Origin of the sequence: Promicromonospora iranensis, from assembly GCF_028994775.1 — a bacterium.
Lineage (GTDB): Bacteria > Actinomycetota > Actinomycetes > Actinomycetales > Cellulomonadaceae > Promicromonospora > Promicromonospora iranensis_A.
On sequence record NZ_JAJQMN010000004.1, the window covers coordinates 97,689 to 122,836 of the forward strand.

Here is a 25,148-nt window from a genome sequence, read left to right on the forward strand (position 1 = left end):
GGAACTGGTAACTCTGGTCTGATAAGTCTGGGTATTGGCGCTCTGTGAACAGACGCGCAATCACCCTACTGATATGTCGGGTGAATTCAAGGACATCGGGTATGTTTCCCCCATGATCGTGCCAGGCTCAGGGGCAGCCCCGCAGATCCACCCGCTTGAGGCGTCCGACCCGCAGGAGCTGGGTGGTTATCAGCTTCTCGGAAGAATCGGCGCGGGCGGCATGGGAGTGGTGTACCTCGCAGAAACCCGCACCGGACGGAAGCTGGCCCTCAAGGCCATCCTGAAGGAGTTCGTCCAGGACCCGGAGTTCCGCACCCGGTTCCGCCGAGAGGCCGCCGCAGCCATGAAGGTCCGCGGCAGATATCTCGCCACCCTGATCGACGCCGACCCGGACGGCGCCCAGCCGTGGCTGGCCGTCGAGTACGTCGAGGGGCCGGCTCTCACCGCCGTCGTGCAGTCCCGGGGCCCGCTGCCGGAGCCGGACGTGCGCCGCGTGCTGGCCGGCGTGGCGGAGGCGCTGCGGGCCGTGCACCAGGTCGGCATCGTGCACCGCGACCTCAAGCCGTCCAACATCCTGATCGGCCAGGACGGGCCGTTCGTCATCGACTTCGGCATCGCGCAGGCCTCCGACTCGACGTCGCTGACCCGCACCGGGCTCAAGGTCGGCACGCCGTCCTTCATGGCGCCGGAGCAGATCCGCGGCAGCGTCGCGACACCCGCCGCCGACATCTGGGCCCTGGGCGCCGTGGCGCTCTACGCGGCGACCGGCCAGCGCGCGTTCGGCGAGGGCGACACCACCGTCGTCTACTACCGCGTGGTCCACGAGGAGCCGGACCTCAGTGCCTGCCCCGCGTGGCTGCTCCCGCTCGTCAGGGCCTGCCTCGACAAGGACCCCGAGGCGCGGCCGGACCTGCAGGAGGTGCTCGACTTCCTGAACGAGGTCCCGGCGGGTCTCCGGACCGCGACCACCAGGATCACACCGGGGCCCGCCGCCGGCGCCCTGGACGACGACCAGACCGCACTGCGGGACGACGACGCCACCGTGCTCAAGGTGGAGCGCGCCGCGTCCCCGGCCGAGCCGGAGGCCGAGCCCGCCGCGGAGCCGGCGAAGCGCCGGAGCGCCCTGTCCCGGCCGATCACCTGGATCGTCGCCGCCGCGAGCGTGCTGGTCATCGGTGCGGTCATCACCGCGGTCACGCTCGGTATGCCGTCCGGCAGCCCCGATGCCGGCGCCGACACCTCGGCGTCACCGTCCGGGGAACCGTCCGCGGAACCGTCGGCGGCGGCCATCGACGAGTGCCTCGTGGGCGAGTGGCGCCTGGACAGCATGACCACCCAGATGCGCATCAACGCGCTCGACGAGACGGTCGAGGCCACCGGCTTCGACGGTCGCGTGACGGAGTTCCTCGCGGACGGGACCCAGCTCGTCCACTACGACGATGCCCAGCCGGCCCGCGCGGAGACCTCGATCGGGGAGCTCACGGAGACCTGGACCGGAACCGCGCGGTACATCGTCTCGACCGAGGAGGAAGGCACCCTCACGACGTCCGGATCGGATTTCCGGGACGTGCAGGTCACCATCGCGCTCGCCGGGGAGAGCGCTGAGCGTCAGCCCAACGCTCCGACCCAGCAGCTGACGTACACCTGCGACGAGACGACCTACACGGAGCAGGGCGACGGTTTCGAGGCGAGCTACACCAAGGTCAGCTGATCACGAGCCCGCGCTGATCAGGTTCGCCCGCGGGTCGAGCTCGTCGAGGGCTGGTCCCGACGAGCTCGACCCGCGAGGGCTGGCTCGGCCCGTCAGGCGGTCGTGCGCTCCGCGCGGTTGACCGCCGAGACGATCGCCTTGAGCGAGGACAGCGTGATCGACGGGTCGATGCCGACACCCCACAGGACGTCGTCACCCACCGCGCACTCCACGTAGGCGGCCGCGCTGGCGTCGCCGCCCTCGGACAGTGCGTGCTCGGTGTAGTCCAGCACGCGTACCTCGACGCCCACCTGCGCGATCGCGTTGACGAACGCGTCGATGGGGCCGTTGCCGGTACCGGTCAGGGTCAGCTCCTGGCCACGGTCCAGCACATCCACCTCGAGGGTGTCCTGCTCGCCCTCCGCCGACACGGCACGGGTGCCGCGCAGGGTGAGCCGCCCCCAGTGCTCCAGGCCCGACGGCGCGCCCTCCTCGACCGGCAGGTACTCGTCGGTGAAGATGCGCCAGATGTCGGCGCCGGTCACCTCGGTGCCCTGGGCGTCGGTCACCTTCTGCACCGCGTGGGAGAACTCGATCTGCAGGCGGCGCGGCAGGTCCAGGTTGTGCTCGCTCTTGAGCAGGTAGGACACGCCACCCTTGCCGGACTGCGAGTTGACCCGGATCACGGCCTCGTACGAGCGGCCGACGTCGCGCGGGTCGATCGGCAGGTAGGGCACGCCCCAGTCGAGGTCGTCGACGGTGACCCCGGCGGCCTCCGCGCGCCCGGCCATGTGCTCGAAGCCCTTCTTGATGGCGTCCTGGTGCGATCCGGAGAACGCCGTGAACACCAGGTCGCCCACGTACGGGTGCCGCTCGTGGACGGGCATCTGGTTGCAGTGCTCCACGGTCCGACGGATCTCGTCGATGTCGTGGAAGTCGATCTGCGGGTCGATTCCCTGGGAGAACAGGTTCAGGCCCAGGGTGACCAGGTCGACGTTGCCGGTGCGCTCACCGTTGCCGAACAGGCAGCCCTCGATGCGGTCGGCTCCGGCCAGGTAGCCCAGCTCGGCGGCGGCGACGGCGGTGCCCCGGTCGTTGTGCGGGTGCAGCGACAGGATGACGTTCTCACGGTGGTTGAGGTGCCGGCTCATCCACTCGATCGAGTCGGCGTAGACGTTGGGCGTGGCCATCTCGACGGTCGCGGGCAGGTTGATGATGACCTTCCGCTCCGGCGTCGGCTCGAAGACCTCGATGACCTCGTTGCAGATGCGCGCGGCGAACTCGAGCTCGGTGCCCGTGTACGACTCGGGCGAGTACTCGTAGTAGATCCGCGTCTCCGGGATGGTCTCCTCGAGCTTGCGGCACAGCTTGGCGCCGTCCAGCGCGATGCCGACGATGCCGTCCTGGTCGGACCGGAACACGACCTCGCGCTGCAGCACCGACGTCGAGTTGTACAGGTGCACGATCGCCTGCTTGGCGCCCGTGATCGCCTCGTACGTGCGCTCGATCAGGTGGGCCCGCGCCTGGGTCAGGACCTGGATCACGACGTCGTCCGGGATCCGGTTCTCGTCGATGAGCTTGCGGACGAAGTCGTAGTCGGTCTGGCTCGCGGAGGGGAACCCGACCTCGATCTCCTTGTAGCCCATCGAGACCAGCAGCTCGAACATGCGGAGCTTGCGCTCCGGGTTCATCGGCTCGATGAGGGCCTGGTTGCCGTCGCGCAGGTCGACCGCGCACCAGCGCGGAGCCTTCTCGATGCGCTTGGTGGGCCAGGTGCGGTCGGGGATGTCCACGGTGATCTGCTCGTGGAACGGGCGGTACTTCTGGATCGGCATGCCCGACGTCTGCTGCGGGTTGTCGTCGATGATCCCGCCTGCTGCGCCGTGCACTGCCACGTCTACGTCGTGAACTCCGCCGGGGGTGGTGGCGGTGATGCTGTTCTCCATCATGTGTCCTTCGCTCGGTGAGGTTGGCCGGCACACCAAGCCTCCGCGACGAGGGACCGACCTGTCTAGGCCTCGTCGCGGCAGGGAAGGAGAAGGATCACCGTCATGCGCACGCTGTCACTGTACCGCGACGGTCGCTCTTGTCGAGCCGCGTCTCGATACCCGGCGACCGACGCGAAGACCGCTGGCCGAGCGCGTCGAGGAGTCTCGACGGGCTCGGCCAGCGGTCGGTTCGACAGCGTGTCCGGTCAGCGGCGGCTGCGCAGCGCCGCGTCGACCTGCGGGTCGCCGAGGGCGCCCAGCCAGTCCAGCAGTGCGGGATAGGTCGACGGGTTGGCGGCGACCTGCGGACGCAGGTGCGGTGCCTCCTGCACGATCTTCGCGAGGTCCGCGAGCGGGGTGGCCGGGTCGAGCGCCACCGCGGGGGTCCACCTGCTGCCCACGGGCGGCATCACAGCGGTGTGGCCCGACTCGGAGCCGTGGTCCGACGACGCGGCAGCGGCGTCGGCCTGGACGGCCTGCTGACCGGTCACCGGCTGGATGCGCGCCGTCTGCTGGCCGGAGGCCACCCGCTGGACGTGAGCCGCCGGCTGAGGCGACACGGGCTGGGGCGAGACAGGCTGGGGCGAGACGGGCTGGGCGGACGCCACCGGCGTCGCGCCCGAACGCACCGGGGGCATCGTGGCCGTCTCGGTCGTGGAGCCGGCGGGCGGGCCCGCCGCCGGCATGTCCTCGACGGTACGCATCGAGCTGAGCGGGACCTCGCCCGACTCCGGCTCGACGGCCTGCACGGGAACCACCCCGCGCTGGGCCGCGGCAGCGCCCGCGACGGTGCGCACGGCACCCGTCGAGCTGACCCGGCGGGGCTCGGCGGGCCGGCGCAGCTCGGGCGCGGAACGCACGGGCTGCTCGGGGAGCGCGGCCGGCGGGGCCTTGTCGCCCTTGGGCCGCGGCGGGGCCCACAGGTAGGCCTGGCTGCGGTCGACGTCGGTGTCGCCACCGATGCCGACGGTCTGGAAGTGCTCGCGCACGGCCTTGGGGACCATCAGCGCGGACGCCGCGACCACCGGCAGGCCCAGGGCCATCAGGAGGTCGCCGAGGTTCACGCCGAGGCTCGCGCCGGACGTCGCGATGACCACGACGATCCCGAGCACGCCCGCGATGCACGCGGCGCCGACCGCGGGCACGTGCCCCGTGCCGGGGTCACGCTTCAGGGAGCGGCGAGCGAACCAGGCGATACCCGCGACGACGACGCCGAGCACGAGGCGCACGACCAGCGTCACGCCGGCGCCGGACCCGATGAAGCCGGGGTCGATGAGCTGCACGAGGGCGGCGAGCGCGCTGCACGCCGCGAGCAGCACGATGACGTCGAACGCGCGCATGGCGACCCGTACCCACACCCCCGCGGCCCGCTCGGTGCTGACGTCCTCCTCGGCCTGCGGGTCGCGGCGTACCGCGGGCGCGCCGGCGATGGCCGCCGCGAGCGGCAGCAGCACCAGGCCGAACCGGCTCGGATCCGTGACGCCGGGGCGCATGGACTCCAGGCCGGTCAGCGAGTCACCGGACGTGAAGATGAAGAGCAGGGCGAGCACGATCCCGGCAGCGACCAGCACGAGCCGCGAGGGGCGGTCGTGCCGCACGGTGCCGCCGACCAGGAGCCATACCAGACCCACGACGAGCGCGAGCCACACGGGCGCCAGCAGGCGGTCGCCGAGCGTCGCGTCGGCGGAGAACACCGCGAGCGCCGTGGAGGTGACGGCGCCGGCCACGATCAGCACGCCGACGCCGGCGAGCCCGAGGCGCCAGCCGCGCACGACGGCGCCGTCCTCGTCGATGGGGCCGAGCTCGCTGTCGCGCGGGGTGGCGGCGAGTGCCGCGCCGGCCAGCGCGAGGCCCAGGCCGGTGCCGACGCCCGCACCGCTGCGGACGTCGAAGATGAGGTGCAGCAGCGCGATCACGGCCAGCGGCAGCCCGGCGAGCAGGCGTGCCCGGCGGGTGGAGTGCACGGTCCACGTCGCGGGCAGCACGCTGAAGCGCGCGAGGTAGGGAAGGCTCAGCGAGGCGAGGGAGAGGGCGACGGCCAGGACGACCTCCACCCGTTCCGACCCACGGTCGGCCAGGTTCCACGGCAGGGCGAGCGACACGAGCAGGGCGAGCGCGGCGATGGCGTCCCGCACGTAGTCGGCTACCGCGATGTTCGCGAAGGGGCTGACGTCGTCGGAGCTCTCGGGCGTGTGCCCGGACCCGATCTCGGCCGGGATCGTGGCGACGTACTCGTGGTCGAGACGTTCGGTCGGCGCGCCGTTGGCGTCCTGCGCGCGGTCGGCCGACTCTCTCTCGTCACGCTCGGAAGCGTGCTGGTCCATCATCCGTTCACTCCTCGATAACGCCGCTGGTCGAGACTGGGGAAGTGTGGCTGGCGGCGCGGTGTCCCCGACGTTTGTACCCGCTGGGGACGGAGCCTGTCAGGCCGAACCACGGCGAGTCCGGTCACACCTGCATTTCTGCGCACGTCCATCACATTCGACGTGGGTAGAACACCACCGTCGGCGGCAGCCGACAGCACGCCGAGGTCACAGGAGAACGCAGTGGACTTAGCTGCCGCACCGGCACCCCGCACCTGCGACGTCTGGCTCGTTCCGGTCCGACGCCGGGAAGCCTGGACGCGCCTGCTGACCGTACCGGATCGTGAGCATCTCGTGGGACTCGACCAGGTGGCCACGGAGGTGCACCTGACGTCACGCGCCGCTCAGCGGCTGATCCTGTCGCGCTACCTCGGCGTCGCTCCCGACGAGATCACCGTGGACCGGACGTGCGAGCGCTGCGGCGACCCACAGCACGGGCGTCCGCAGGTGCCCGGTGCGTCCCTCGACTACTCCGTCTCGCACACGCGGGCCTGGGTGCTGGTCGCCGTGGTCGGTGACGGCCGGGTCGGCGCGGATCTCGACGCGCGCCCGGAGGAGGGCGACCTGGACGACCTGGCCGCCGCGGCGCTCACTCCCGCGGAGCGGCGTTCCTGGCGCCGCCTGCCGGCCCGGGACCGCGCCGACGCGCTGCTGGCGTACTGGACGCGCAAGGAGGCGACGACCAAGCTGACCGGGCACGGCCTGACGATCCCGCTGCGCGACCTCGACGTCACCGGGCCGCGGCCGACGCTCCTGACCCAGGACCCCTCGGTCCGGCTCCCCTACCCCCGGCCCTACCTGACGCACGTGCCGGCGCCGGCGAACCACAGCGCGGCGCTGGCGACGACCACGCACGTGGACCAGGTGCGGCACCTCGTCCTTCCGGACGCGGTGCCCGACGTCGTCCTCCCGCTCCCGGGCGCACGCGGTGCGTTGGAGCTGTCCGGTCAGATCCCGAGCTGGTAGGCGCCCCAGTACGCCAGGGTCACCAGCAGCGCCATGGCCCCGAGCACCGTGAGCCAGAAGCCGGTGGAGACGACGGCGGTCGCGGCGCGGGGGTTCTCGAGGATGGTGATCCGGGAGGACGCGCCGGTTGCGACGGTGACCACCACGCCGCCCCGCAGGTCCCGGACCCGGTTGAGGAGGATCGCCGCCGCGACGACGGTCGCGATGCCCAGCAGCCGGACGCCGATCCAGCCGCCCTGCACCACCAGCGCGTCCTTCTCGTAGTCCAGGGCGAGCCGCGCGACGACCGCGAGATACGCGACCAGCGCGACCGTCGTGACCGCGGCGCCGACGCCCAGCCCGGTCAGCGGCGCACGCAGGCCCAGCCCGAGGCGCGCGCCCGGGCGGCCGGAGCGACGTCCGGCGAGGTGGCCCGCCAGCACCGCACCACCGATGAGCAGCGGGCCCACGACCAGCAGCGCGCCCGCGGCGATCACGACCCCGACCAACCAGTCGCCGTCGCCGTACCAGTGCGGCTGCGGCACCGGTGCGGTGAGGTAGAGCTGCTCGGGCTGGGCGCCCGCGAGCTGGGGCTGGGCGGAGGCTGTCGCGGGGAGCCCGAGCACCCAGTCGGCGACGTCCGTCGCGAAGTCGGGGTGCAGCACCAGCCCCTCGGGCGTCTCGACGTTGATGCCGTGGTTCGCGCGGTCGTAGAACCGCACGGTGACGTCGTCGGCGTCGTCGAGGAGCTCCCGCGTGCCCTGCTCGAGCGGCATCGACGCGTCGTTGGTGCCGTACACCGCGAGGATCGGGTCCTCCTGACGCTCGAGCCACGGGCGGACGTCGAAGTCCGCGTACTCGAACCCGCCGCCCGGCAGCTTCATCCCCACGGCGCGCGGGATCGCGCGGAAGACGCCGGCCGGCACGTCGGTGTTCCGCAGGTAGTTGTCGACGGCGTACGCGGCCTGCTGCCGTGGCGGCACCACGGGGGCGGAGACCAGGATCTGGAACGCGAGCCGAGCGTCGTCGACCATCATCACCGGTGACACCCACGCGCCCTCCGACTCCGCGTACAGCCCGACGTCGTCCGGGTCGACGCCCGGGACGTCGCGGAGGTAGCGCACCGACCAGGAGTAGTCGCGCGCCATCTCCTCGTAGTCCCGGTGCCGCGTGGAGTAGTTGTCCAGCCGCTTGTCCGGCACCAGCGTCGTGATCCCCGCGCTCGCCAGCGCGGTGGCAGCCAGCGTGAACGCGTCCGCGGCCTTGCCGGTGCCCGCGCCGTGCACGAACACGATCCCGGGGCGGTCCTCGCCGGCGTCGGCCGGCTCACGGAGCAGCCCGCCCACCTCGATCCCGCCGGCGAGCGGGATCGTCACCTCGGTCTCGCGCACCTCGTGGTCGCCGGGCGCTCCGCCGTCCGGCAGGGCGCCGCCGATCGCCGTCGACTCCGTGGCGAGGTGCAGGTGCGTGGTCACGGGTTCCGGTTCCCAGACCGGGCCGGCGACTGCGCCGGTCAGGGCCAGGGCGACGAGGATCGCGGCAGACGTGGCGACGGTTCGGAAGAACACCATCGGATGCTACGCCCGGTCAGGGACGTTCCGACGTATCAGCGGTGAGCGATGTGGGCCATGTTCTCCAGGGCCCAGCGGCCGAGCTCCTGCAGCACCGGCTGCAGCTCCTCACCGGAGGCCGTGAGCGCGTAGGCCACAGCGACGGGCGGTCCGGGATCGACGCTCCGGGTGACGAGGCCGGCATCGGCCAGCTCTGAGAGCCGGTCCGACAGCACTGCGTCACTGATACCGGTGACGGCGCGTCGCAGGGCCACGAACGACAGCGGTCCGGAGCCGAGGACGGCCACGATCATGCCGTTCCAGCGCTTGCCGAGGATCGAGAAGGCGAGCGTGATCGCCGCATCGCACTGGTGCACCTGGAGGTCGTCCGCTGCCATCGCGCCAGTCTACTCGTGCTACGGTCGCATTAGTCGCTCTGTTTTTCTTAGCGGCTCTGAAAACATGAACGGAGCTGTCGTGACCCTTTTCCGTCTGGACGCAAGCATCCTCCCCGCTTCCTCCGCCAGTCGCTCCCTCGGCGACCTCGTCGAGGCGGAGTGGACCGCTGCCCACCCCACGTCGACCGTGGTGCGGCGCGACCTCGCCGCCGACCCGGTGCCGACCACCGCATGGCAGGAAGCCGTGCAGGGCGGGTTCACCCCGGAGGAGGAGCGGACCGAGGCACAGCGCGAGGCGACCGCCCTGGCCCGCACCTTCGCCGACGAGCTCATCGACGCCGACGCCCTCCTCTTCACCGTGCCGCTGTACAACTACGGCGTCTCGCAGCACTTCAAGACGTGGTTCGACCTCGCCTACACCGAACCGCGCATCGACCCGCAGGGCACAGCACTGCGCGGCAAGCCCGCCACTCTGGTCACGGTGCTCGGCGGCAACTACGCCGAGGGCTCGCCCAGGGAGGGCTGGGACCACTCCACGGCGTGGCTGCGTCGCGTGCTGGAGGACGTCTGGGGCCTCGACCTGCGCATCGTGCACCGCGCGTTCACCCTCGTCGGCGTCAACCCGGCGCTGGACGCCTTCGCCGAACCTGCGGCCGAGCTCAAGCGCAACGCCGAGACCGCCGCCGTCCGCTACGGGCGCGAACTGGCGGAGGCGCGCAACGCCTAGAAGGCCCGGCCCCTCGGATGCCCGATACGGCGCCTGAGGGGCCGGTCTAAGGTCGGAGCCTGGCCGAGAGTCCGGGCAGGACGGGACCCGTCAGAAGCCCAGCTTGCGCAGCTGCTTCGGGTCGCGCTGCCAGTCCTTGGCCACCTTGACGTGCAGGTCGAGGTAGATCCGCTGGCCGAGCAGCTTCTCGATCCCCTGGCGCGCCTCGGTGCCCACGGCCCGCAGCCGGGAGCCTCCGCGCCCGATGATGATCGCCTTCTGGGAGTCGCGCTCCACGAACAGGTTGACCCGCACGTCGAGGAGCGGCGGCCTGCCCTTCTCGGGATCACCGGTTCCCTCGCGCGGAACCATCTCGTCCACGACGACCGCCAGCGAGTGCGGCAGCTCGTCCCGCACGCCCTCCAGCGCCGCCTCGCGCACGAGCTCGGCCACCATGACGGCCTCCGGCTCGTCGGTCAGCTCGCCGTCCGGGTACAGGTCGGGGCCCTCGGGCAGGTGCGAGATGAGCACCGCCTCGAGCTCCTCGACCTGATACCCGTCCTTCGCGGAGACGGGGACGATGTCGTCCCACTCCCGGTCCACCGCCCGCGCGAGCTGGTCCACGGAGACGAGGTGCTGCATGAGGGCGTCGCGCGAGACGAGGTCGGCCTTCGTCACGACGGCGACGACGGGCACCTTCCGGCGCCCCGCCATCAGCTCGGCCAGCTGCGCCGCGATGTAGCGGTCGCCGGGGCCCACCTTCTGGTCGGCCGGCAGGCAGAACGCGATGACATCCACCTCGGACAGCGTGTCCCGCACCAGGTCGTTGAGGCGCTCCCCCAGCAGGGTCCGCGGCCGGTGCAGGCCGGGCGTGTCCACCAGCACGAGCTGGGCGTCCTCGCGGTGCACGATGCCGCGGATCGTGTGCCGCGTGGTCTGCGGCCGTGCCGACATGATCGCGACCTTCTGCCCGACCAGCGCGTTCGTCAGGGTGGACTTGCCGGCATTGGGTCGGCCCACCAGGCAGGCGAAGCCGCTCCGGTGTTCGGCGGTCTGATGCACTGCGGGCTGGTCGCTCACGAGGTCACTTCCTTCTGGTCACGCTTCTGATCACGGTGGTCGTGCTGTTCGGGACCACCGTTGCTGTCGTCCGGCTCGGCGGCCGGCTCCGTGCGGTGCACGAGTATCGTCGAGATCTGCTTGCGGCGGCCCTCCACGCGCTCCGCCTCGAGGTGGACGCCGCCCACCTCGACGGACGAGCCCGCGAGCGGCACCTTGCCCAGCGCCTTGGCGAGCAGGCCGCCGGCGGTGTCCACGTCGTCATCGTCCAGGCGCAGGTCGAACAGGTCGCCGAGCTCGTCCACCGGGAGGCGGGCCGGGACGCGGAGCACGCCGCCACCGAGATCCTCCACCTCCTGGACGGGCACGGTGTCGTGCTCGTCCGTGAGCTCACCGACCACCTCCTCGAGGAGGTCCTCGATGGTCACCAGCCCGGCGACGCCACCGTACTCGTCGACGACGAGCGCGATGTGGCTGGCCGACGCCTGCATCTCGCGCAGCAGGTCGTCGATCGGCTTCGACTCGGGCACGAACACGGCGTCGCGCGCCACGTCCGAGGCCGGGCGCTGCGACGGTTCCCGCACGCCGCTGTCGGCGTCGTCCACGGGCCAGTGCACCGCGGCCACGACGTCCTTGAGGTAGGCGACGCCGACGACGTCGTCCACCGACTCGCCGACCACGGGCACCCGCGAGAACCCGGAGCGCAGGAACAACCGCAGCACCCGGTCGAGGGAGGTGTCGGCGGTGACGGTCACCATGTCGGTGCGGGGCACCATGACCTCACGGGTGATGGTGCCGCCCAGCTCGATCACCGAGCGGATGAGCTCGCGGTCGGACTCCTCGAACGCACTGCTCTCCGACAGGCTCTCCCCGACCCGGTCGGCGATGTCGCGCAGCTCGGCCTCCGTGGGCGGCGACGGGTCGTAGCGCGGCACCGAGAACCTGGTCAGCCACGCGACCGCGCGGGAGACCGCCGTCAGCGGGCCCACCAGCGCGAGCAGCACGGACACCGGCTTGCGGAAGCCGAGCGCGCGCGGCGACACCCGCACGAAGAGCACGCCAATGACGACGCCCACGACGAGCGCGACGAGCATCACGGGGAGCTCGTCGGGCACGCCCTCGCCCGGGATCGTCTGCTGCACGAGCAGGGTCCCGGCCGCGATGGCGACGACCTCCGACATGACCCGCACGAGCGCGAAGGAGGCGACGATCGCCGTCGGGTCCACGACGAGCGCCTGGGCCCGCCGGATGCGGGAGGCACGGTCCGGGTCGGGCGACTGCCCGAGCTCGGCCTCCGCGAGCGCCTCCGTGAGGGAGGCACGGGTGACCCGCAGGAGGGCGGCCTCGCCGGCCGAGAGCATGCCTGCCAGCGAGAGGCCGACGAGCATGACCAGGGTGAGGAGCAGAGCGATCACGCCGGTCACCGAGTCGCGAGGAAGGTCAGGAGAAGCTTGCGCTGGAGCGTGAACATCTCCTTCTCCTCCTCGGGTTCGGCGTGGTCGTACCCGAGCAGGTGCAGGATGCCGTGCGTCGTCAGGAGCAGGAGCTCCTCGGTGGTGGAGTGGCCGGCGGCCTTGGCCTGGGTGACGGCCACCTCCGGGCACAGCACGATGTCACCGAGCGTCCCGGGCGGGGTGACGTCGCCGTCACGCCCGGGGCGCAGCTCGTCCATCGGGAAGGAGAGGACGTCGGTGGGGCCGGGTTCGTCCATCCACTGCACGTGCAGGTCCGTCATGACGCCTGTGTCGACGAAGATGATCGACAGCTCCGACTGCGGGTGCACCCGCATGGCGTCCAGGACGAAGCGGCCGAGCGCGGCGAACTCCGCCTCGTCGACCTCGAACCCGGACTCGTTGTTGACCTCGATGCTCACCGGCGCTGCCTCTTGCTCCCCTGGTTTCCGCCCTGACGGAAGTCCTGCGGCTGACGGCCCGGACGGCGGTCGTCGGTGAGGACGTCCCACCGTGCGTACGCGTCGATGATGTCGCTCACGAGCCGGTGCCGCACGACGTCGGACGACGTCAGGCGGCAGAACTCGACGTCGTCCACGCCCAGCAGGATGTCCTCGACCACGCGCAGGCCCGACGTCGTGCCGCCGGGCAGGTCGACCTGCGTCGCGTCGCCGGTGATCACCATCTTGGAGCCGAAGCCGAGACGCGTCAGGAACATCTTCATCTGCTCGGTCGAGGTGTTCTGCGCCTCGTCCAGGACGATGAAGGAGTCGTTCAGCGAGCGGCCGCGCATGTACGCGAGGGGCGCGACCTCGATGGTGCCCGCCTCGATCAGCTTGGGCACCTGCTCGGGGTCGACCATGTCGTGCAGCGCGTCGTACAGCGGACGCAGGTACGGGTCGATCTTCTCGGACAGCGTGCCGGGCAGGAACCCGAGCCGCTCCCCCGCCTCGACGGCGGGGCGGGTGAGGATGATGCGGTTGACCTGCTTGGCCTGCAGCGCCTGGACGGCCTTGGCCATGGCGAGGTAGGTCTTGCCGGTGCCGGCCGGTCCGATGCCGAACGTGATCGTGTTGGTGTCGATCGCGTCCACGTAGGCCTTCTGCCCGACAGTCTTGGGCCGGATGGTGCGGCCCCGGCTGGACAGGATGTTGAAGGTGAGGACCTCGGCCGGACGTGACGCCGACGCGGCGCTCAGCATCGCCACCGAGCGCTTCACGACCTCGGGGGTGAGCTGGGTGCCCGCCTCGACGACCTCGATCAGCTCGTCGAGCAGCTGTGTGACCAGGGCCACGTCGCCCGCCGGTCCGTTCACGGCGATCTCGTTGCCACGGGCATGGACGTCGACGCCGGGGAAGCCCTCTTCGACGGCCCGCAGCACCGAGTCCCGGCTCCCGAGGAGCGCGACCGTCGGGATGTGGGCCGGAACGACGATCTTGTGCTCGATCCGGGTCTGGGACTGTGTGCTGGGCGAAGTTGTCATGAGCCGGCCCGCGGGGCCGATCCGCTCCTTTGTGCGGTAGGGATGACGATGGTCCCCATCCTATCGACCGGCGGGGGCGACGCCACGGCCTTTCCCGCGCTTCCTGCGCGCACGTGTCCGACTCGTCAGGCGAAGCCCGGGAGCTCGCCGCCCGCGAGCAGGTGCGCGTGCACGTGGAAGACCGTCTGTCCGGCCTTGGGCCCGGTGTTGAAGATGAGGCGGTACTGGCCGTCGGCGAGCTCGCTCGCGACGCCGTCGGCGAGCCCGATGACGCCCGCCAGGCCCTCGGCGTCCGTCGCCGCGAACGCCGACACGTCCGGGTAGTGCTCCTTCGGCACGACGAGCACGTGCACGGGCGCCTTGGGTGCGATGTCCCGGAACGCGATCGCCGTGTCCGACGACGCCACGACGTCGGCGGGGATGTCCCCCGCCACGATCTTGCAGAAGAGGCAGTCAGGGCTGTCGGTGCTCGTCATGCTCTGCAGGCTACCGGCGGGGGTCGGCCGACGACTCCCGGGGGCCGCGGACGGCGGAGGGAGCGGGACGTCGCGATGATTTTCCGTACCGTTACACGGATGGAAATGCCCAGGTGAAGGGGATGTGGGAGAGTTTGCGGCATTCGATGGAGATTGGCGTGCTGCGACACCTTTTTGTCGCCGCCCTCCTCGCAGGTCCCGTCGTCACCCTCACACCACACACAGCAGTAGTCACCTGGAGGTTCGCGTGGGTTGGTTCATCACCCAATCGCTCGCATTCATCATCATCGCGGCCCTGATCGGCCTCGCGATCGGCATCTGGATCGGCTGGCTCGTCTGGGGCCGCCGCGCCACGGACAAGCTCTCGGCGGAGGCTGCGAGCACGGCTGAGGTCGCCGTTACGGCGACGAGCACCGAGGCCGTGGCCGCGGGCACCGAGGCCACCACCGAGGAGGACAGGGCCGACGCCGAGCCCGTTCCCGCCCTCGCGGTCGCCTCCACCGACGCCGAGGCGACGGCCGGCACCGCGACGCCGGACACCTCGGCGTCCGCCGCCGCCACGGTCCCGTCCGTCGCGGACGGTGCGCCGGATGCCGGCCCGGACGACGAGGCCGGTACCGGAGACGCCGAGGCGGCCACGCCCGACGTCGTCACCACGCCCGACGTCGTGACCGAGGCCGACGTCGTCGCCGAGGCCGAGGCCGTCGCGCGCAAGGCCGCCGAGGGTGCGACCACGCAGCCCGACGACCTGCAGCGGATCGAGGGCATCGGCCCGAAGATCGCCACCGCGCTGGTGGCCGCCGGCTACCCGACGTACGCCTCCATCGCCGCCGCGAGCGAGGACGAGCTGCGTCAGGCCGTCGCGAGCCAGGGCATCAAGTTCGCGCCGGCCGCGGCCAGCTGGGCCGACCAGGCGCAGTACCTGGTGGACAGCGACACGAAGGGCCTGGACGAGTATCAGGACTACCTGGTCGGCGGGCAGGAGCGGCGCGCCAAGTTCAACGACAAGGTGGACTACGCCGACGTCGACGAGATCGCCGACGCCGACGCCCGGGCCGCCGCCATCGCCCAGGACGAGGCGGAGGCCGCAGCCGTGGCCGCCGCTGAGCCGGAACCCGAGCCCGAGCCCGAGCCCGAGCCGCAGGACCTGCAGCGCATCGAGGGCATCGGCCCCAAGATCGAGACCGCGCTCCAGGCCGCCGGGTACACGACGTACGCCAAGGTCGCGGGCGCGTCCGAGGACGAGCTGCGCACGGCGCTGGCCTCGGCGGGCATCAAGTTCGCGCCTGCCGCCAAGAACTGGGCCGACCAGGCCCAGTACCTGGTGGACGGCGACGAGGACGGCCTGCGCGAGTACCAGGACTACCTCGTGGGCGGCCAGGAACGGCGCGCCAAGTTCAGCGAGAAGGTCGACTACGCCGACGTCGACGAGATCGCCGACGCGGACGCCAAGGCCGAGGCGATCGCCCAGGACGAGGCGGAGACCGCGGCGGCCGGAGCCGCTGAGCCTGCTGCCGACCCGGAGCCGGAGCCTGAGCCGGAGCCCGAGCCGCAGGACCTGCGCCGCATCGAGGGCATCGGCCCCAAGATCGAGGCAGCGCTCCAGGCCGCCGGGTACACGACGTACGCCAAGATCGCGGCGGCGACCGAGTCCGAGCTGCGTGCGGCACTCACCACCGGCGGCATCAAGTTCGCGCCCGCCGCCGCCAACTGGGCCCACCAGGCGCAGTACCTCGCGGACGGCGACGAGACAGGCCTTCAGGAGTTCCAGGACTACCTGGTCGGCGGCCAGGACCGCGCGGCGAAGTTCAAGAAGGACGTCGACTACACCGACGTCGACGAGATCGAGGGCACCGACGCCAAGGCCGCGGCCATCGCCGCGGACGAGGCGAGGGCGGCGGCCGGTGGTGACACCGAGGCCACCGGCTCCGAGGCGAAGGCATGAACCTGAGGTCGGTTCTCCCCCCGGTGATCGTCGCGGTCCTCGGTCTGGGCGCGCTGTCGGGCGTCCAGGACACGGGCTTCCGCGAGCGGATCGAGGCGGACCTGACCGTGCGCGCGGAGAGCGCGCTCGCCACGGCCGGCCTCGACGGCGTGACCGTCGAGGTCACCGGCCGGGACGCCGACGTGACCGCACCGACCGACGCGGAGGCCCTGACGGCGTCCGACGTCGTGAGCGGTGTGGAGGGCGTCCGTACCGCGGCGGCGTTCGGGCCGGACGGCCCGGCGTCGGCGGACGCGGGCGGAACGGGGACCGACACCGCCGAGGACGCTGGCTCCGGCGGGGACGACGTCGCGGCGAGCGCCTCGCCGTCGCCATCTCCGTCACCGTCTCCGTCGCCCTCGCCGTCGGATGACGAGGACGCGGACGCGGACGGCCAGGAGGCCGAGGGCGACGGGCCGGTGCGCAACCCGACGCGCGAGGAGCGGGAGAAGGCCCAGGACGACCTGGTCGAGATCCCGAACATCACGTTCGTCACGGACAGCGCGCGCCTGACCAAGGACGGCCGCAAGGTCGTGCGGGAGGCCGCCGAGGTGCTCGGGGAGCACCCGGAGGTCGAGGTCCGCATCGAGGGGCACACCGACTCGCGCGGGACCCGGTCGGACAACCGGCGGCTCAGCGAGCGCCGGGCCGACGTGGTGCTCGACCGGCTGGTGGAGCTCGGCGTCGAGAAGGACCGGCTGACGGCGAAGGGTTACGGCGAGTCGGACCCGCTGGTCGTGCCGAGGACCTTCGCGGACCTGGAGAAGAACCGCCGCGTGGAGTTCATCGTCGAGAACTGACGCCCCCGCGGGTCGACCTCGACCCCGGCTGGTCGAGCTTGTCGAGGCCTCCCGCCGACACCTGTCGGTGCGGGGGTCTCGACAAGCTCTCGGCCGGCGAAGGACTCGGCCAGCGAGAGTCGCGTCAGGTCCAGCGGCCCAGGCGCTCGCTCAGGTGGGCTATCGCGACCGGGCCCGCCGTGGACGTCCGCAGCACGTGCGGCCCGAGCCGGGCGGTGACCGCGCCGGCCTCGGCCAGCAGGGCGACCTCGGCCTCGGAGATCCCGCCCTCCGGTCCGACGACGACGAGCACCTCGCCGGCGTCGGGCAGCGGCACCGTCGCGATCCCTGCCGTCGCCTCCTCGTGGAGCACGGCGACCGTCCCGCCCGCGGCGACCACGTCGCGGGTCCGGGCGGCGAGCTGCTTGGTGCTCAGCGGCACCTCGACGTCGGGCAGGCGGCAGCGGCGGGCCTGCTTCGTCGCTGCCCGCACGGTGCTGACCCAGCGCGCCCGCGACTTCGCGGCCCGGTCCCCGCGCCAGACGACGACGGATCGTTCCGCCTGCCAGGGGATGATCGCGTCCGCGCCGACCTCGGTCGCGGCCTCGATGGCCATCTCGTCGCGGTCGCCCTTGGCGAGGGCCTGGACGAGCGTCACGACGACGGCGGGCACCGGCTCGACGACCACTTCCTCGACCCGGAGGTGCACCTCCGCGCCGTCCACGGACTCGACGACCGTCCGCAGACGCACCCCGGCGCCGTCGACCACGTCCAGGCGTTCGCCCGGACCGCGCCGCTGGACCACGCCGGCGTGCCGGCCCTCCGCGCCGTCGAGCACGTAGACCGAGCCCGTGGCGTACTCCGACAGCGGATGGGCGGTTGACGCCTCCGCGAGAAAGACCGGCGCGCTCATGGGTGGGCGGTCAACGCCCGCTGAGCTTGTCGCGCAAGCGCGAGAACACGCCGCCGTGCACCGAGGCGAGCCGCGACTCGGGGCGCTCCTCGCCGCGCAGGACCGCGAGCTGCTGCAGGAGGGCCGTCTGCTCCTCGTCCAGCGCCGTCGGCACCTGGACCTCGATGTGCACGTTGAGGTCACCGCGCCCGGTCGAGTGCAGGTGCCCCACGCCCAGGCCCTTGAGGGTCATGACCTGGCCGGGCTGCGTGCCGGGGCGCAGGTCGATCTCCTGGAGACCGTCCAGCGTGTCGAGCTCGAGGACGGTGCCGAGGGCGGCCGCCGTCATCGGCACCTGGAGGGTGCAGTGCAGCTCGTCACCGCGCCGCACGAACGTGTCGTGGGCGCGCTCCCGGATCTCGACGTACAGGTCGCCGGCGGGACCACCACCGGGGCCCACCTCGCCCTGTGCGGACAGCTTGATGCGCGTGCCGGTGTCGACACCCGCGGGCACGTTCACCGAGACGGTGCGACGCGAGCGCACGCGGCCCTCGCCGGAGCAGTCGGTGCAGGGCTCGGGGATCACGGTGCCGAAGCCGCCGCAGGCGGAGCACGGCTGGTTCGTCATGACCTGGCCGAGGAACGACCGGGCCACGCGCTGCACGGAGCCGCGCCCGTGGCAGACGTCGCAGGTACGCGCGTGGGTACCCGGCCGCGCGCCGTCGCCACCACAGGTGTTGCAGACCACCGCCGTGTCGACCTGGATCTCACGCTTGGCGCCGAAGACCGCCTCGGCGAGCTCGAGGTCGAGCCGCACGAGCGCGTCGTTGCCGCGCCGGGCGCGAGGCACCGGGCCGGCCGGCTGTCCGCCACCGAAGAAGGTCTCGAAGATGTCCTGGAAGCCGAACCCGGCCCCGAACCCGCCGCCCGCGCCGCCACCCGGCGCGGTCGGGTCCACGCCCATGTCGTACTGCTGGCGCTTGTCCGGGTTGGACAGCACCTCATAGGCGCGCGCGACGTCCTTGAACCGGTCCTCGCCCACGTCGCCGGCCACGTCGGGGTGCAGCTCACGGGCCAGCTTGCGGTATGCCTTCTTGATCTGCTCGGGCGAGGCGTCGCGCGGAACACCGAGAATCTCGTAGTAGTCGGTCACAGGTCTCTCTTTGTGAGGAGGTTTGTGGAAAGTGGGTTGTCAGCTGGGCAGGACTCGCGACAGGTAGCGCGCGACCGCGCGCACCGCGGCGATGGTGCCCGGATAGTCCATACGGGTGGGGCCGATCGAGCTCAGGATCGCGACGGTGTCACCGTCGGACGAGCCGTAGCCGGACGTCACGACGGAGGTCTCCGAGAGGCCTGCCAGCCGGTTCTCGTGGCCGATGCTCACGGCCACCCCGGCGTCGTCGGTCATGTCGGTGAGGAGACCGAGCAGGACCACCTGCTCCTCGAGCGCCTCGAGCACGGGGCGCAGGCCCTGTTCGAACCGCATGCTCGACCGCGCCAGGTTGGCCTGGCCGGTCAGCACGATGCGTTCCTCGCTCTCCTCGGCGAGCGCTGCCGTCACGACCTCGGCGACTGCCGTGGCCAGGGCCCGGTGCTCGTCCGGCATCGCCTCGGTGACCCGCGCGAAGGCGTTGCCGATCTCGGTGAGCCGGTGACCCGCGGCCGCGGCGTTGAAACGGGCGCGCAGCTCGCCCAGCGTCCCGTCGTCCATCCCGACGGGTACGTCGAGGAAGCGCTGCTCCACCCGCCCCGTGTCGGTGATGACGACGACGAGCAGCCGCCCCTCGGCGGTGGGCACGAGCTCCAGGTGCCGCAGCCCGGAACGGCGCAGCGACGGATACTGCACGACGGCGACCTGGCCCGTCAGCTGGGCGATGAGCCGCCCGGCACGGGCGACGACGTCGTCCAGGTCGACCGCCTCGGACAGGAAGGTCTCGATGGCGCGCTTCTGGGGCACGGTCAGTGGCCGCACCTCGGCGAGCTGGTCCACGAACAGGCGGTAACCCTTGTCCGTGGGGATACGTCCGGCGGAGGTGTGCGGCTGGGCGATGAGCCCGGCCTCCTCGAGGGCCGCCATGTCGTTGCGCACCGTCGCCGGTGACACTCCGAGCTTGTGCCTCTCGGTGAGTATGCGGGACCCCACGGGCTCCCGCGTCCGGACATAGTCCTCCACGATCGCTCGCAAGACATCCAGCCTGCGTTCCTCACTCACCGCGCTCACCTCCGTCCCAGGTAGAACGTCCGGGACCTGCACCCGGGTTCCGGCCCGCTCTCCAGCACTCTCGCCATCCGAGTGCCAATCCTACGCGGCACACGCCAGGGACCAAGTCCCCGACCCGCCGCCGGTCCCCACCGAAGGGTCCCTGACCCGTCAGATGCGCAGGTCACGCGGGTGACGGAGGCGTACGCCACGTTCGCGAGCGGCTGACTACGGCAATGCCTTAGGGACCGCCGGGCACCCCAGGAAACCCGGCCCGAAAGATGCGGCGACCGCCCGATCCGCCGGGAACACCTCACGGACGAACCTTGAGTCATCGCAGGCGAGGGGCCGGCGACGACCAGGAGGCAACAACATGTTCGGTTTCACCGACTACGCCGAGTACCGCAGGAACGAGCAGGAGATCGACCGCCGCGCGGAGCAGTCCCGGGTGGCCCGTGAGCAGAAGGACACCGCACGTCGGCAGGCGGCCGAGCGTCGAGGCACCGACCGCGGCACCGAGCGCGCCGGCCGGACCAGGAGCGCCGGCACAGCCCGCCACCGCGTCGCCTGACGCACGGCGCGCACCGGAGCCGGACACCCATGAACAGTGATGATGACCAGCGGATCCGCGACAGAACCGGCATGGGACGATGTGCCCATGCCGGTTCCCCGCGCCCGCCTGGTGGGTCGAGCCTCCGAGCTCGGTGAGCTCAGGACCGCCCTCGACGGCGTCCGCACGGGCGGCAACCGCACCATCGTGATCGCCGGCGAGGCCGGGATCGGCAAGACCCGCCTCCTCGACGAGCTCGTCGCACGCGCCGAGGACACGACGGTCGTCGTCGGGCAGTGTGCCGACTCCGGGTCCGGCCCCGTCCCCCACGCCGCCCTCACCGGCCTGCTGCACGGCATCGTCCAGGCGGTCGGCCGCGACGCCGCCGTCGACGCGGCCGGGCCCGCCGCCGGCGCCCTGTCCGCGGTGGCGCCCCACCTCTTCGCGCCGGAGTCCGACGTCGACGCCGACCGCATCCCCGAGGTCCTCACCGACCTGATCGCCGGGCTCGCGAGCCGGCACCCCCTCGTCGTGGTCATCGAGGACCTGCACTGGTCCGACGACGTCACCCGCGCCGTCGCCCTCCGGCTGGCCCGCACCGCACCCGCCGGCCTGCTCCTCCTGCTCACCTACCGCAGCGACGACGTCGGACGCGCGCACCCCCTCCGCACCGTCATGGCCGAGCTCGACCGGCCCCGGCTCACCACGCGCCTCCACCCGGCCCGCCTCGGCGCCGACGAGGTCCGGCAGATGGCCCAGGACCTGCTCGGCTCGCCCTCCGGCGTCGTCGACGACCACGACCCCGCCGTCGACCCCGGCGCGCTCGCCGACCTGGCGGACCGCAGCGAGGGCGTCCCCTTCTACATCGAGGAGCTCGTCGGCTTCCTCGGCACCGACCTGCCCGACTCCCTGCGCGACATCCTCCTGCTGCGCTACTGGAACCTGAGCCGGCAGGCGCAGGCACTGTGCCGGGTGGTCGCCGCGGCGGGACCGCGCGTCTGGCACGACGTGCTCGACGACGTCCTGGCCGACCCTTCGACAAGCTCAGGACGGCGTGGCACCACCGGCGTCGGCCCCGACCCCGAGGAGACCGCGCGCGAGGCGGTCGAGGCCCAGGTCCTGGTCGCTACCGACGTCGGCTACACGTTCCGGCACGCCCTGGTCCAGGAGGCCGTGTACGCCGAGCTGCTGCCCGGCGAACGCCGCCGCCTGCACGCCGCGCACGCCCGGGCGCTGGAGCAGGCGCTCGTCCGGCGCGGCCGCTCGGTCGCGAAGCTCTCCCGCATCGCCGACCACTGGTGGCGTGCCGGCATGCTCGACGCGGCGCTCGCGGCGGCGGTCGAGGGGCACCAGGCAGCCGTGGAGGGTGCGGCGTCGTCCACCGCGGTCACCCTGGGCGAGCGCGCCCTGGAGCTCTGGGAACAGGTGCCCGACGCCGAGGCCGTCGCCGGCGTGACGCATCACGAGCTGCTCCGCACCGTCGCGGAGTCCCTGCGCGGATCCACCCGGACCACCCGCGCCCTCGCCGTGGCCCACGAGGCGATCGCCGAGTGGCCCGACGACGACCCGGCGGGGCTCGCCGGCATGCTCTCCGACACCGCGCTCACCGCGGGCAAGGCCGGCTCGGCGGAGGGGCCGGAGCTCATCGACCGCGCTCTCGCGCTCGTCGAACCCGGCAGGGACGACGCCGTGCGCGGCCAGCTGCTGATGCTGCGGGCGCGCCACGCCATGCTCGACGGCCGGCCACATGAGGCGATCGGCGCCGCGACGGCCGCCCACGACGTCGGGACCGCGATCGGTGATGCCGAGGTCGTGTCCGTCGCCCTGAACCTGCGGGGCGTGTCCCGCGTCCAGCTCGGCGACGCCGGTGGCTACGCGGAGATCGACACCGCGAGGGAGGCAGCAGGCGAGTCCTGGCAGGGGCTGAGCCGCTACTACATCAACGGGTCGGACGTCCGGCTCCTCGTGGGCGACTGGGCCGGGGCGGCGCAGATTGCCGAGGAGGGGATGGTCGCGGCACGCCGGTACGGCTCGTCCGAGGGGTCTCGGATCATGGTCGAGGGAAACCTTGCGGACGCGTGGGTCGGCCGCGGCGACTGGGCCGAGGCCGCCGCCTGGTACGAGCGGACGGTCCCGCCCATCCACGCCAGCGTGTACTCCGTCTACCTGAGCGAGCGCCGGACGTGGCTCATGCTGTGGCAGGGCAAGGTGGAGCAGGCGCAGGCCGAGGCGCGCCGCAGGGCCGCGGCCTGGGAGCGGTTCGGGCGCCTGGAGGAACAGATCAGGTCACGCACGAGCGTGACCCAGGCGGAGCTCGCGCTGCAGCGCGACGAGCCGGCCGAGGCGCTGGAGCGGATGGCTCCGGTGATCGCCCCCGACCGCCGGCGCCTCCCGGCGTACGACCTGCCGCAGCTCGCCGTGGCCGCCCAGGCGATCGCCCGGCTGCGCGCCGCCGGACAGGACGTCGACGACGCCGCCTACCGCGCGGCGCTGGCCGAGTGCTCCCACTGGCCGACGTTCCCCGTGTGGTCGGCCCTGTTCGAGGCGGAGCTGGGCACGGGCCCGTGGACGGCGGTCGCCGACCAGCCCGGCCCCGGCCCTACTTACCTGCGGCCCTACGCGCTGTACCGCGAGGGCGGGCGGCTGCTGGAGGCGGGTGACCGGGCCGGGGCGAGGTCGACGCTCGGGGCGGCGGTCGCGGAGGCGGAGAAGATCGGGGCAGGGCTGGTGGTGCAGCGGGCTCAGGGGCTCATCGACCGGGCGGGACTGGCCGACGCGCCGGCGCCGTCGGGCAGCGGGCCGGACGCCCTGACCCCGCGCGAGCGGCAGGTGCTCGCGCTCGTCGCCGAGGGCCTGACCAACGGGCAGATCGCCGAGCGGCTGTTCATCTCGGCCAAGACCGCGTCCGTGCACGTCTCGGCGATCCTGCGCAAGCTGGGTGTCTCGACCCGTACGGAGGCGGCCCTGCGCGCCTCCCGCTGACCCCTCCACCGCCTACCGCCCCGTTGAGTGCTGGGTATCTGCGCGTTCAGACACTCCGAAAGCACAGATACCCAGCACTCAACGGGATGGCGGAATAGGCTCACGGCGTGTTCGACGAACGGTATGGACCTGACGTGCTGTCCCCCGCGTTCCCTGGCGCGCAGCGAGGGCGGAGCCGGCCGACGTCGCAACCCATGCCCGCCGAGCCAGGGCTGGTGGTCGAGGAGGTCGAGACCGGCTGGGTCGGTGCCGTCGTGCGGGTCGAGAAGTCGGGCGGCATGCACGTCGTCGTCCTGGAGGACCGCCGCGGTCGCACCCGCACCTTCCCCCTCGGCCCGGGCTTCTGGGTGGAGGGCAAGCCCGTGGTGCTCACCGCGCCCGTCCTGAGCCGCGCGCCCGCCCAGCCGACGCGGACCGCCTCCGGGTCGGTGGCCGTGCACGGTGCCAGGGCCCGCGTGGCGCGGGGCAGCCGCATCTGGGTGGAGGGCAAGCACGACGCCGAGCTCGTCGAGAAGGTCTGGGGCGACGACCTGCGCATCGAGGGTGTGGTGGTCGAGATGCTCGACGGTGTCGATCACCTCGCCGAACGCCTCGCCGAGTTCGGGCCCGACGCCGACCGCCGCGTCGGGGTGCTGGTGGACCACCTGGTCCCCGGCTCGAAGGAGCAGCGGCTGACCGACGAGGCCCTGCGTCACGTCCCGAAGGGCACCGTGCTGGTGCTCGGCCACCCCTACGTCGACGTGTGGCAGGCGGTGCGTGCCGAACGGCTCGGGCTGGACCGCTGGCCGGTCATCGACCGGGGTACCGAGTGGAAGCTCGGCATCCTGCGTTCCCTGGGCTGGCCTGCCGAGACGCAGGCCGACGTCGCCCGTGGCTGGCAGCGGATCCTCCGCTCCGTGCGCGATTTCCGCGACCTTGACCCCACGCTGCTGGGCCGGGTGGAAGAACTTATCGATTTCGTGACCACGTCGTAAGGTCCAGCCTCTACGGTGGGGGCCATGTCCGAGAACCCGCAGCAGCCGCAGTCGCCCCAGCAGCCCGGCCCACCGCCGCAGCAGCCGGAGCAGCCCCCCGTCTACGGCTCGCCCCAGCCTGGCCAGTCGCCCTACCAGGGCCAGCCGGAGCGGCCGCACCCCGGCCAGCCCGGCCAGCCCCAGCCGGGCACCGCGTACGGCGCGCCTTACGGCCCCGGCGCGCCCTACCAGCCCCAGCCGCTCAACCCGTCGGACGAGCGCATGTGGTCGGTCTTCGCCCAGATCGGCCCGGTCCTGCTGTCGTTCATCGCGCCGCTGGCGATCTGGCTGGCGTTCAGGGAACGGAGCCGGTTCGTGGAGCAGGAGGGCAAGGAGGCGCTGAACTTCCAGATCACGCTGATCTTCGTGCACATCGCCTGCGCGATCATCTCCGTCGTCACCTTCGGGCTCGGCACGATCGTGTACGTGGTGTTCATCGCCGCGGTGGTGTTCATGATCCTGGCCGCCGTGGAGAACAGCAAGGGTGCGCCGTACCGCTACCCGGTGAACATCCGCCTCATCAAGTAGTCCGTCCGGCAGGTATTCCGGCTCCTTGTCCCGGCCCCGCCGTCAGGACGACGGCCCAGCAGACACGAAGGGCACCCCGCGCAGGCGGGGTGCCCTTCGTGTCAGCCCGTC

21 protein-coding genes are annotated in these 25,148 nt (G+C 72.2%); 9 read left to right on the forward strand and 12 right to left on the reverse strand.

The window, feature by feature from the left end:
- The first annotated feature begins 112 nt into the window (after positions 1-112).
- Positions 113-1,711, forward strand: a complete 1,599-nt coding sequence (locus LUU90_RS08090; RefSeq protein WP_275002855.1) for a serine/threonine-protein kinase — start codon at positions 113-115, stop codon at positions 1,709-1,711.
- A 92-nt stretch (positions 1,712-1,803) separates the two neighbouring features.
- On the opposite strand, the gene leuA is transcribed toward LUU90_RS08090, so the two are convergent.
- Together leuA and LUU90_RS08100 are read right to left on the reverse strand one after the other, a co-directional pair.
- Positions 1,804-3,525, reverse strand: a complete 1,722-nt coding sequence (gene leuA / locus LUU90_RS08095) for a 2-isopropylmalate synthase (RefSeq protein ID WP_275003215.1) — start codon at positions 3,523-3,525, stop codon at positions 1,804-1,806.
- A 359-nt stretch (positions 3,526-3,884) separates the two neighbouring features.
- Positions 3,885-6,005 carry a hypothetical protein gene (locus LUU90_RS08100; protein WP_275002856.1) on the reverse strand — a complete coding sequence of 707 codons (2,121 nt, stop codon included), beginning with the start codon at positions 6,003-6,005 and terminating at the stop codon, positions 3,885-3,887.
- Between the two features lie 219 nt (positions 6,006-6,224).
- Between LUU90_RS08100 and LUU90_RS08105 the strand changes: the two genes are divergently transcribed.
- Complete coding sequence (locus tag LUU90_RS08105; protein WP_275002858.1) at positions 6,225-7,007, forward strand: 4'-phosphopantetheinyl transferase family protein; 783 nt, start codon at positions 6,225-6,227, stop codon at positions 7,005-7,007.
- Here the strand turns inward: LUU90_RS08105 and LUU90_RS08110 are convergent.
- Together LUU90_RS08110 and LUU90_RS08115 are read right to left on the reverse strand one after the other, a co-directional pair.
- Positions 6,989-8,554 (reverse strand): alpha/beta hydrolase family protein, encoded by a 1,566-nt coding sequence (locus tag LUU90_RS08110; RefSeq protein ID WP_275002859.1) that lies wholly within the window; start codon positions 8,552-8,554, stop codon positions 6,989-6,991. The two genes, LUU90_RS08105 and LUU90_RS08110, sit on opposite strands and share 19 nt — an antisense overlap.
- Positions 8,555-8,592: 38 nt before the next feature.
- Complete coding sequence (locus tag LUU90_RS08115) at positions 8,593-8,934, reverse strand: winged helix-turn-helix transcriptional regulator (RefSeq protein ID WP_275002860.1); 342 nt, start codon at positions 8,932-8,934, stop codon at positions 8,593-8,595.
- Positions 8,935-9,013: 79 nt separating this feature from the next.
- Here LUU90_RS08115 and LUU90_RS08120 point away from each other — a divergent pair, with 79 nt between their 5' ends.
- Complete coding sequence (locus LUU90_RS08120) at positions 9,014-9,661, forward strand: FMN-dependent NADH-azoreductase (RefSeq protein ID WP_275002861.1); 648 nt, start codon at positions 9,014-9,016, stop codon at positions 9,659-9,661.
- 90 nt (positions 9,662-9,751) lie between these two features.
- Here LUU90_RS08120 and era read toward each other — a convergent pair whose 3' ends face one another.
- From era to LUU90_RS08145, 5 genes are all read right to left on the reverse strand, one after another.
- Complete coding sequence (era, locus tag LUU90_RS08125; RefSeq protein ID WP_275002862.1) at positions 9,752-10,720, reverse strand: GTPase Era; 969 nt, start codon at positions 10,718-10,720, stop codon at positions 9,752-9,754.
- Positions 10,717-12,114: a hemolysin family protein gene (locus LUU90_RS08130; protein ID WP_275002863.1), complete on the reverse strand. Its 1,398-nt coding sequence runs from the start codon at positions 12,112-12,114 to the stop codon at positions 10,717-10,719. The genes era and LUU90_RS08130 overlap by 4 nt, the downstream gene beginning before the upstream one ends.
- A gap of 5 nt (positions 12,115-12,119) precedes the next feature.
- Positions 12,120-12,572, reverse strand: coding sequence for an rRNA maturation RNase YbeY (ybeY, locus tag LUU90_RS08135; protein WP_275002864.1), 453 nt, complete (start codon positions 12,570-12,572; stop codon positions 12,120-12,122).
- The gene (locus LUU90_RS08140) at positions 12,569-13,633 is read right to left on the reverse strand and encodes a PhoH family protein (protein WP_275002865.1); all 1,065 of its coding nucleotides are present in this window, start codon (positions 13,631-13,633) and stop codon (positions 12,569-12,571) included. Before LUU90_RS08140 ends, ybeY begins: the two co-directional genes overlap by 4 nt.
- Positions 13,634-13,758: 125 nt before the next feature.
- Entirely contained in the window at positions 13,759-14,109 is a 351-nt protein-coding gene (locus LUU90_RS08145; protein WP_275002866.1) for a histidine triad nucleotide-binding protein, read from the reverse strand.
- Positions 14,110-14,356: 247 nt separating this feature from the next.
- Here LUU90_RS08145 and LUU90_RS08150 point away from each other — a divergent pair, with 247 nt between their 5' ends.
- A complete protein-coding gene (locus LUU90_RS08150; RefSeq protein ID WP_275002867.1) occupies positions 14,357-16,054 on the forward strand; it encodes a helix-hairpin-helix domain-containing protein in 1,698 nt (565 codons plus the stop codon).
- Positions 16,051-16,893 carry an OmpA family protein gene (locus tag LUU90_RS08155; protein ID WP_275002868.1) on the forward strand — a complete coding sequence of 281 codons (843 nt, stop codon included), beginning with the start codon at positions 16,051-16,053 and terminating at the stop codon, positions 16,891-16,893. Before LUU90_RS08150 ends, LUU90_RS08155 begins: the two co-directional genes overlap by 4 nt.
- Before the next feature lie 124 nt (positions 16,894-17,017).
- Here the strand turns inward: LUU90_RS08155 and LUU90_RS08160 are convergent, their stop codons facing one another.
- The 3 genes from LUU90_RS08160 to hrcA are packed head-to-tail and all read right to left on the reverse strand — an operon-like array spanning position 17,018 to position 19,976.
- The gene (locus LUU90_RS08160) at positions 17,018-17,785 is read right to left on the reverse strand and encodes a 16S rRNA (uracil(1498)-N(3))-methyltransferase (protein ID WP_275002869.1); all 768 of its coding nucleotides are present in this window, start codon (positions 17,783-17,785) and stop codon (positions 17,018-17,020) included.
- 10 nt (positions 17,786-17,795) lie between these two features.
- Positions 17,796-18,917: a molecular chaperone DnaJ gene (dnaJ, locus tag LUU90_RS08165; RefSeq protein WP_275002870.1), complete on the reverse strand. Its 1,122-nt coding sequence runs from the start codon at positions 18,915-18,917 to the stop codon at positions 17,796-17,798.
- Between the two features lie 39 nt (positions 18,918-18,956).
- Positions 18,957-19,976, reverse strand: coding sequence for a heat-inducible transcriptional repressor HrcA (gene hrcA, locus LUU90_RS08170; RefSeq protein ID WP_275002871.1), 1,020 nt, complete (start codon positions 19,974-19,976; stop codon positions 18,957-18,959).
- Positions 19,977-20,337: 361 nt separating this feature from the next.
- Between hrcA and LUU90_RS08175 the strand changes: the two genes are divergently transcribed.
- The 4 genes from LUU90_RS08175 (at position 20,338) to LUU90_RS08190 (ending at position 25,037) form a co-directional block, all read left to right on the forward strand.
- Entirely contained in the window at positions 20,338-20,535 is a 198-nt protein-coding gene (locus LUU90_RS08175) for a hypothetical protein (protein ID WP_275002872.1), read from the forward strand.
- Between the two features lie 87 nt (positions 20,536-20,622).
- Positions 20,623-23,496 carry a helix-turn-helix transcriptional regulator gene (locus LUU90_RS08180; protein ID WP_275002873.1) on the forward strand — a complete coding sequence of 958 codons (2,874 nt, stop codon included), beginning with the start codon at positions 20,623-20,625 and terminating at the stop codon, positions 23,494-23,496.
- 107 nt (positions 23,497-23,603) lie between these two features.
- On the forward strand, positions 23,604-24,470 hold the full coding sequence (locus tag LUU90_RS08185) for a DUF3097 domain-containing protein (RefSeq protein WP_275002874.1): 867 nt from the start codon (positions 23,604-23,606) through the stop codon (positions 24,468-24,470).
- A 24-nt stretch (positions 24,471-24,494) separates the two neighbouring features.
- On the forward strand, positions 24,495-25,037 hold the full coding sequence (locus tag LUU90_RS08190) for a DUF4870 domain-containing protein (protein ID WP_275002875.1): 543 nt from the start codon (positions 24,495-24,497) through the stop codon (positions 25,035-25,037).
- Positions 25,038-25,148 lie beyond the last annotated feature (111 nt).

Bases quoted from the DNA above. Each gene is read 5' to 3' on its own strand.
- LUU90_RS08090 (WP_275002855.1), top strand. From the start codon at position 113: ATGATCGTGCCAGGCTCAGGGGCAGCCCCGCAGATCCACCCGCTTGAG.
- leuA (WP_275003215.1), bottom strand. From the start codon at position 3,525: ATGCCGATCCAGAAGTACCGCCCGTTCCACGAGCAGATCACCGTGGAC.
- LUU90_RS08100 (WP_275002856.1), bottom strand. From the start codon at position 6,005: ATGATGGACCAGCACGCTTCCGAGCGTGACGAGAGAGAGTCGGCCGAC.
- LUU90_RS08115 (WP_275002860.1), bottom strand. From the start codon at position 8,934: ATGGCAGCGGACGACCTCCAGGTGCACCAGTGCGATGCGGCGATCACG.
- LUU90_RS08140 (WP_275002865.1), bottom strand. From the start codon at position 13,633: ATGACAACTTCGCCCAGCACACAGTCCCAGACCCGGATCGAGCACAAG.
- LUU90_RS08145 (WP_275002866.1), bottom strand. From the start codon at position 14,109: ATGACGAGCACCGACAGCCCTGACTGCCTCTTCTGCAAGATCGTGGCG.
- LUU90_RS08155 (WP_275002868.1), top strand. From the start codon at position 16,051: ATGAACCTGAGGTCGGTTCTCCCCCCGGTGATCGTCGCGGTCCTCGGT.
- LUU90_RS08160 (WP_275002869.1), bottom strand. From the start codon at position 17,785: ATGAGCGCGCCGGTCTTTCTCGCGGAGGCGTCAACCGCCCATCCGCTG.
- LUU90_RS08175 (WP_275002872.1), top strand. From the start codon at position 20,338: ATGTTCGGTTTCACCGACTACGCCGAGTACCGCAGGAACGAGCAGGAG.
- LUU90_RS08180 (WP_275002873.1), top strand. From the start codon at position 20,623: ATGCCGGTTCCCCGCGCCCGCCTGGTGGGTCGAGCCTCCGAGCTCGGT.
- LUU90_RS08190 (WP_275002875.1), top strand. From the start codon at position 24,495: ATGTCCGAGAACCCGCAGCAGCCGCAGTCGCCCCAGCAGCCCGGCCCA.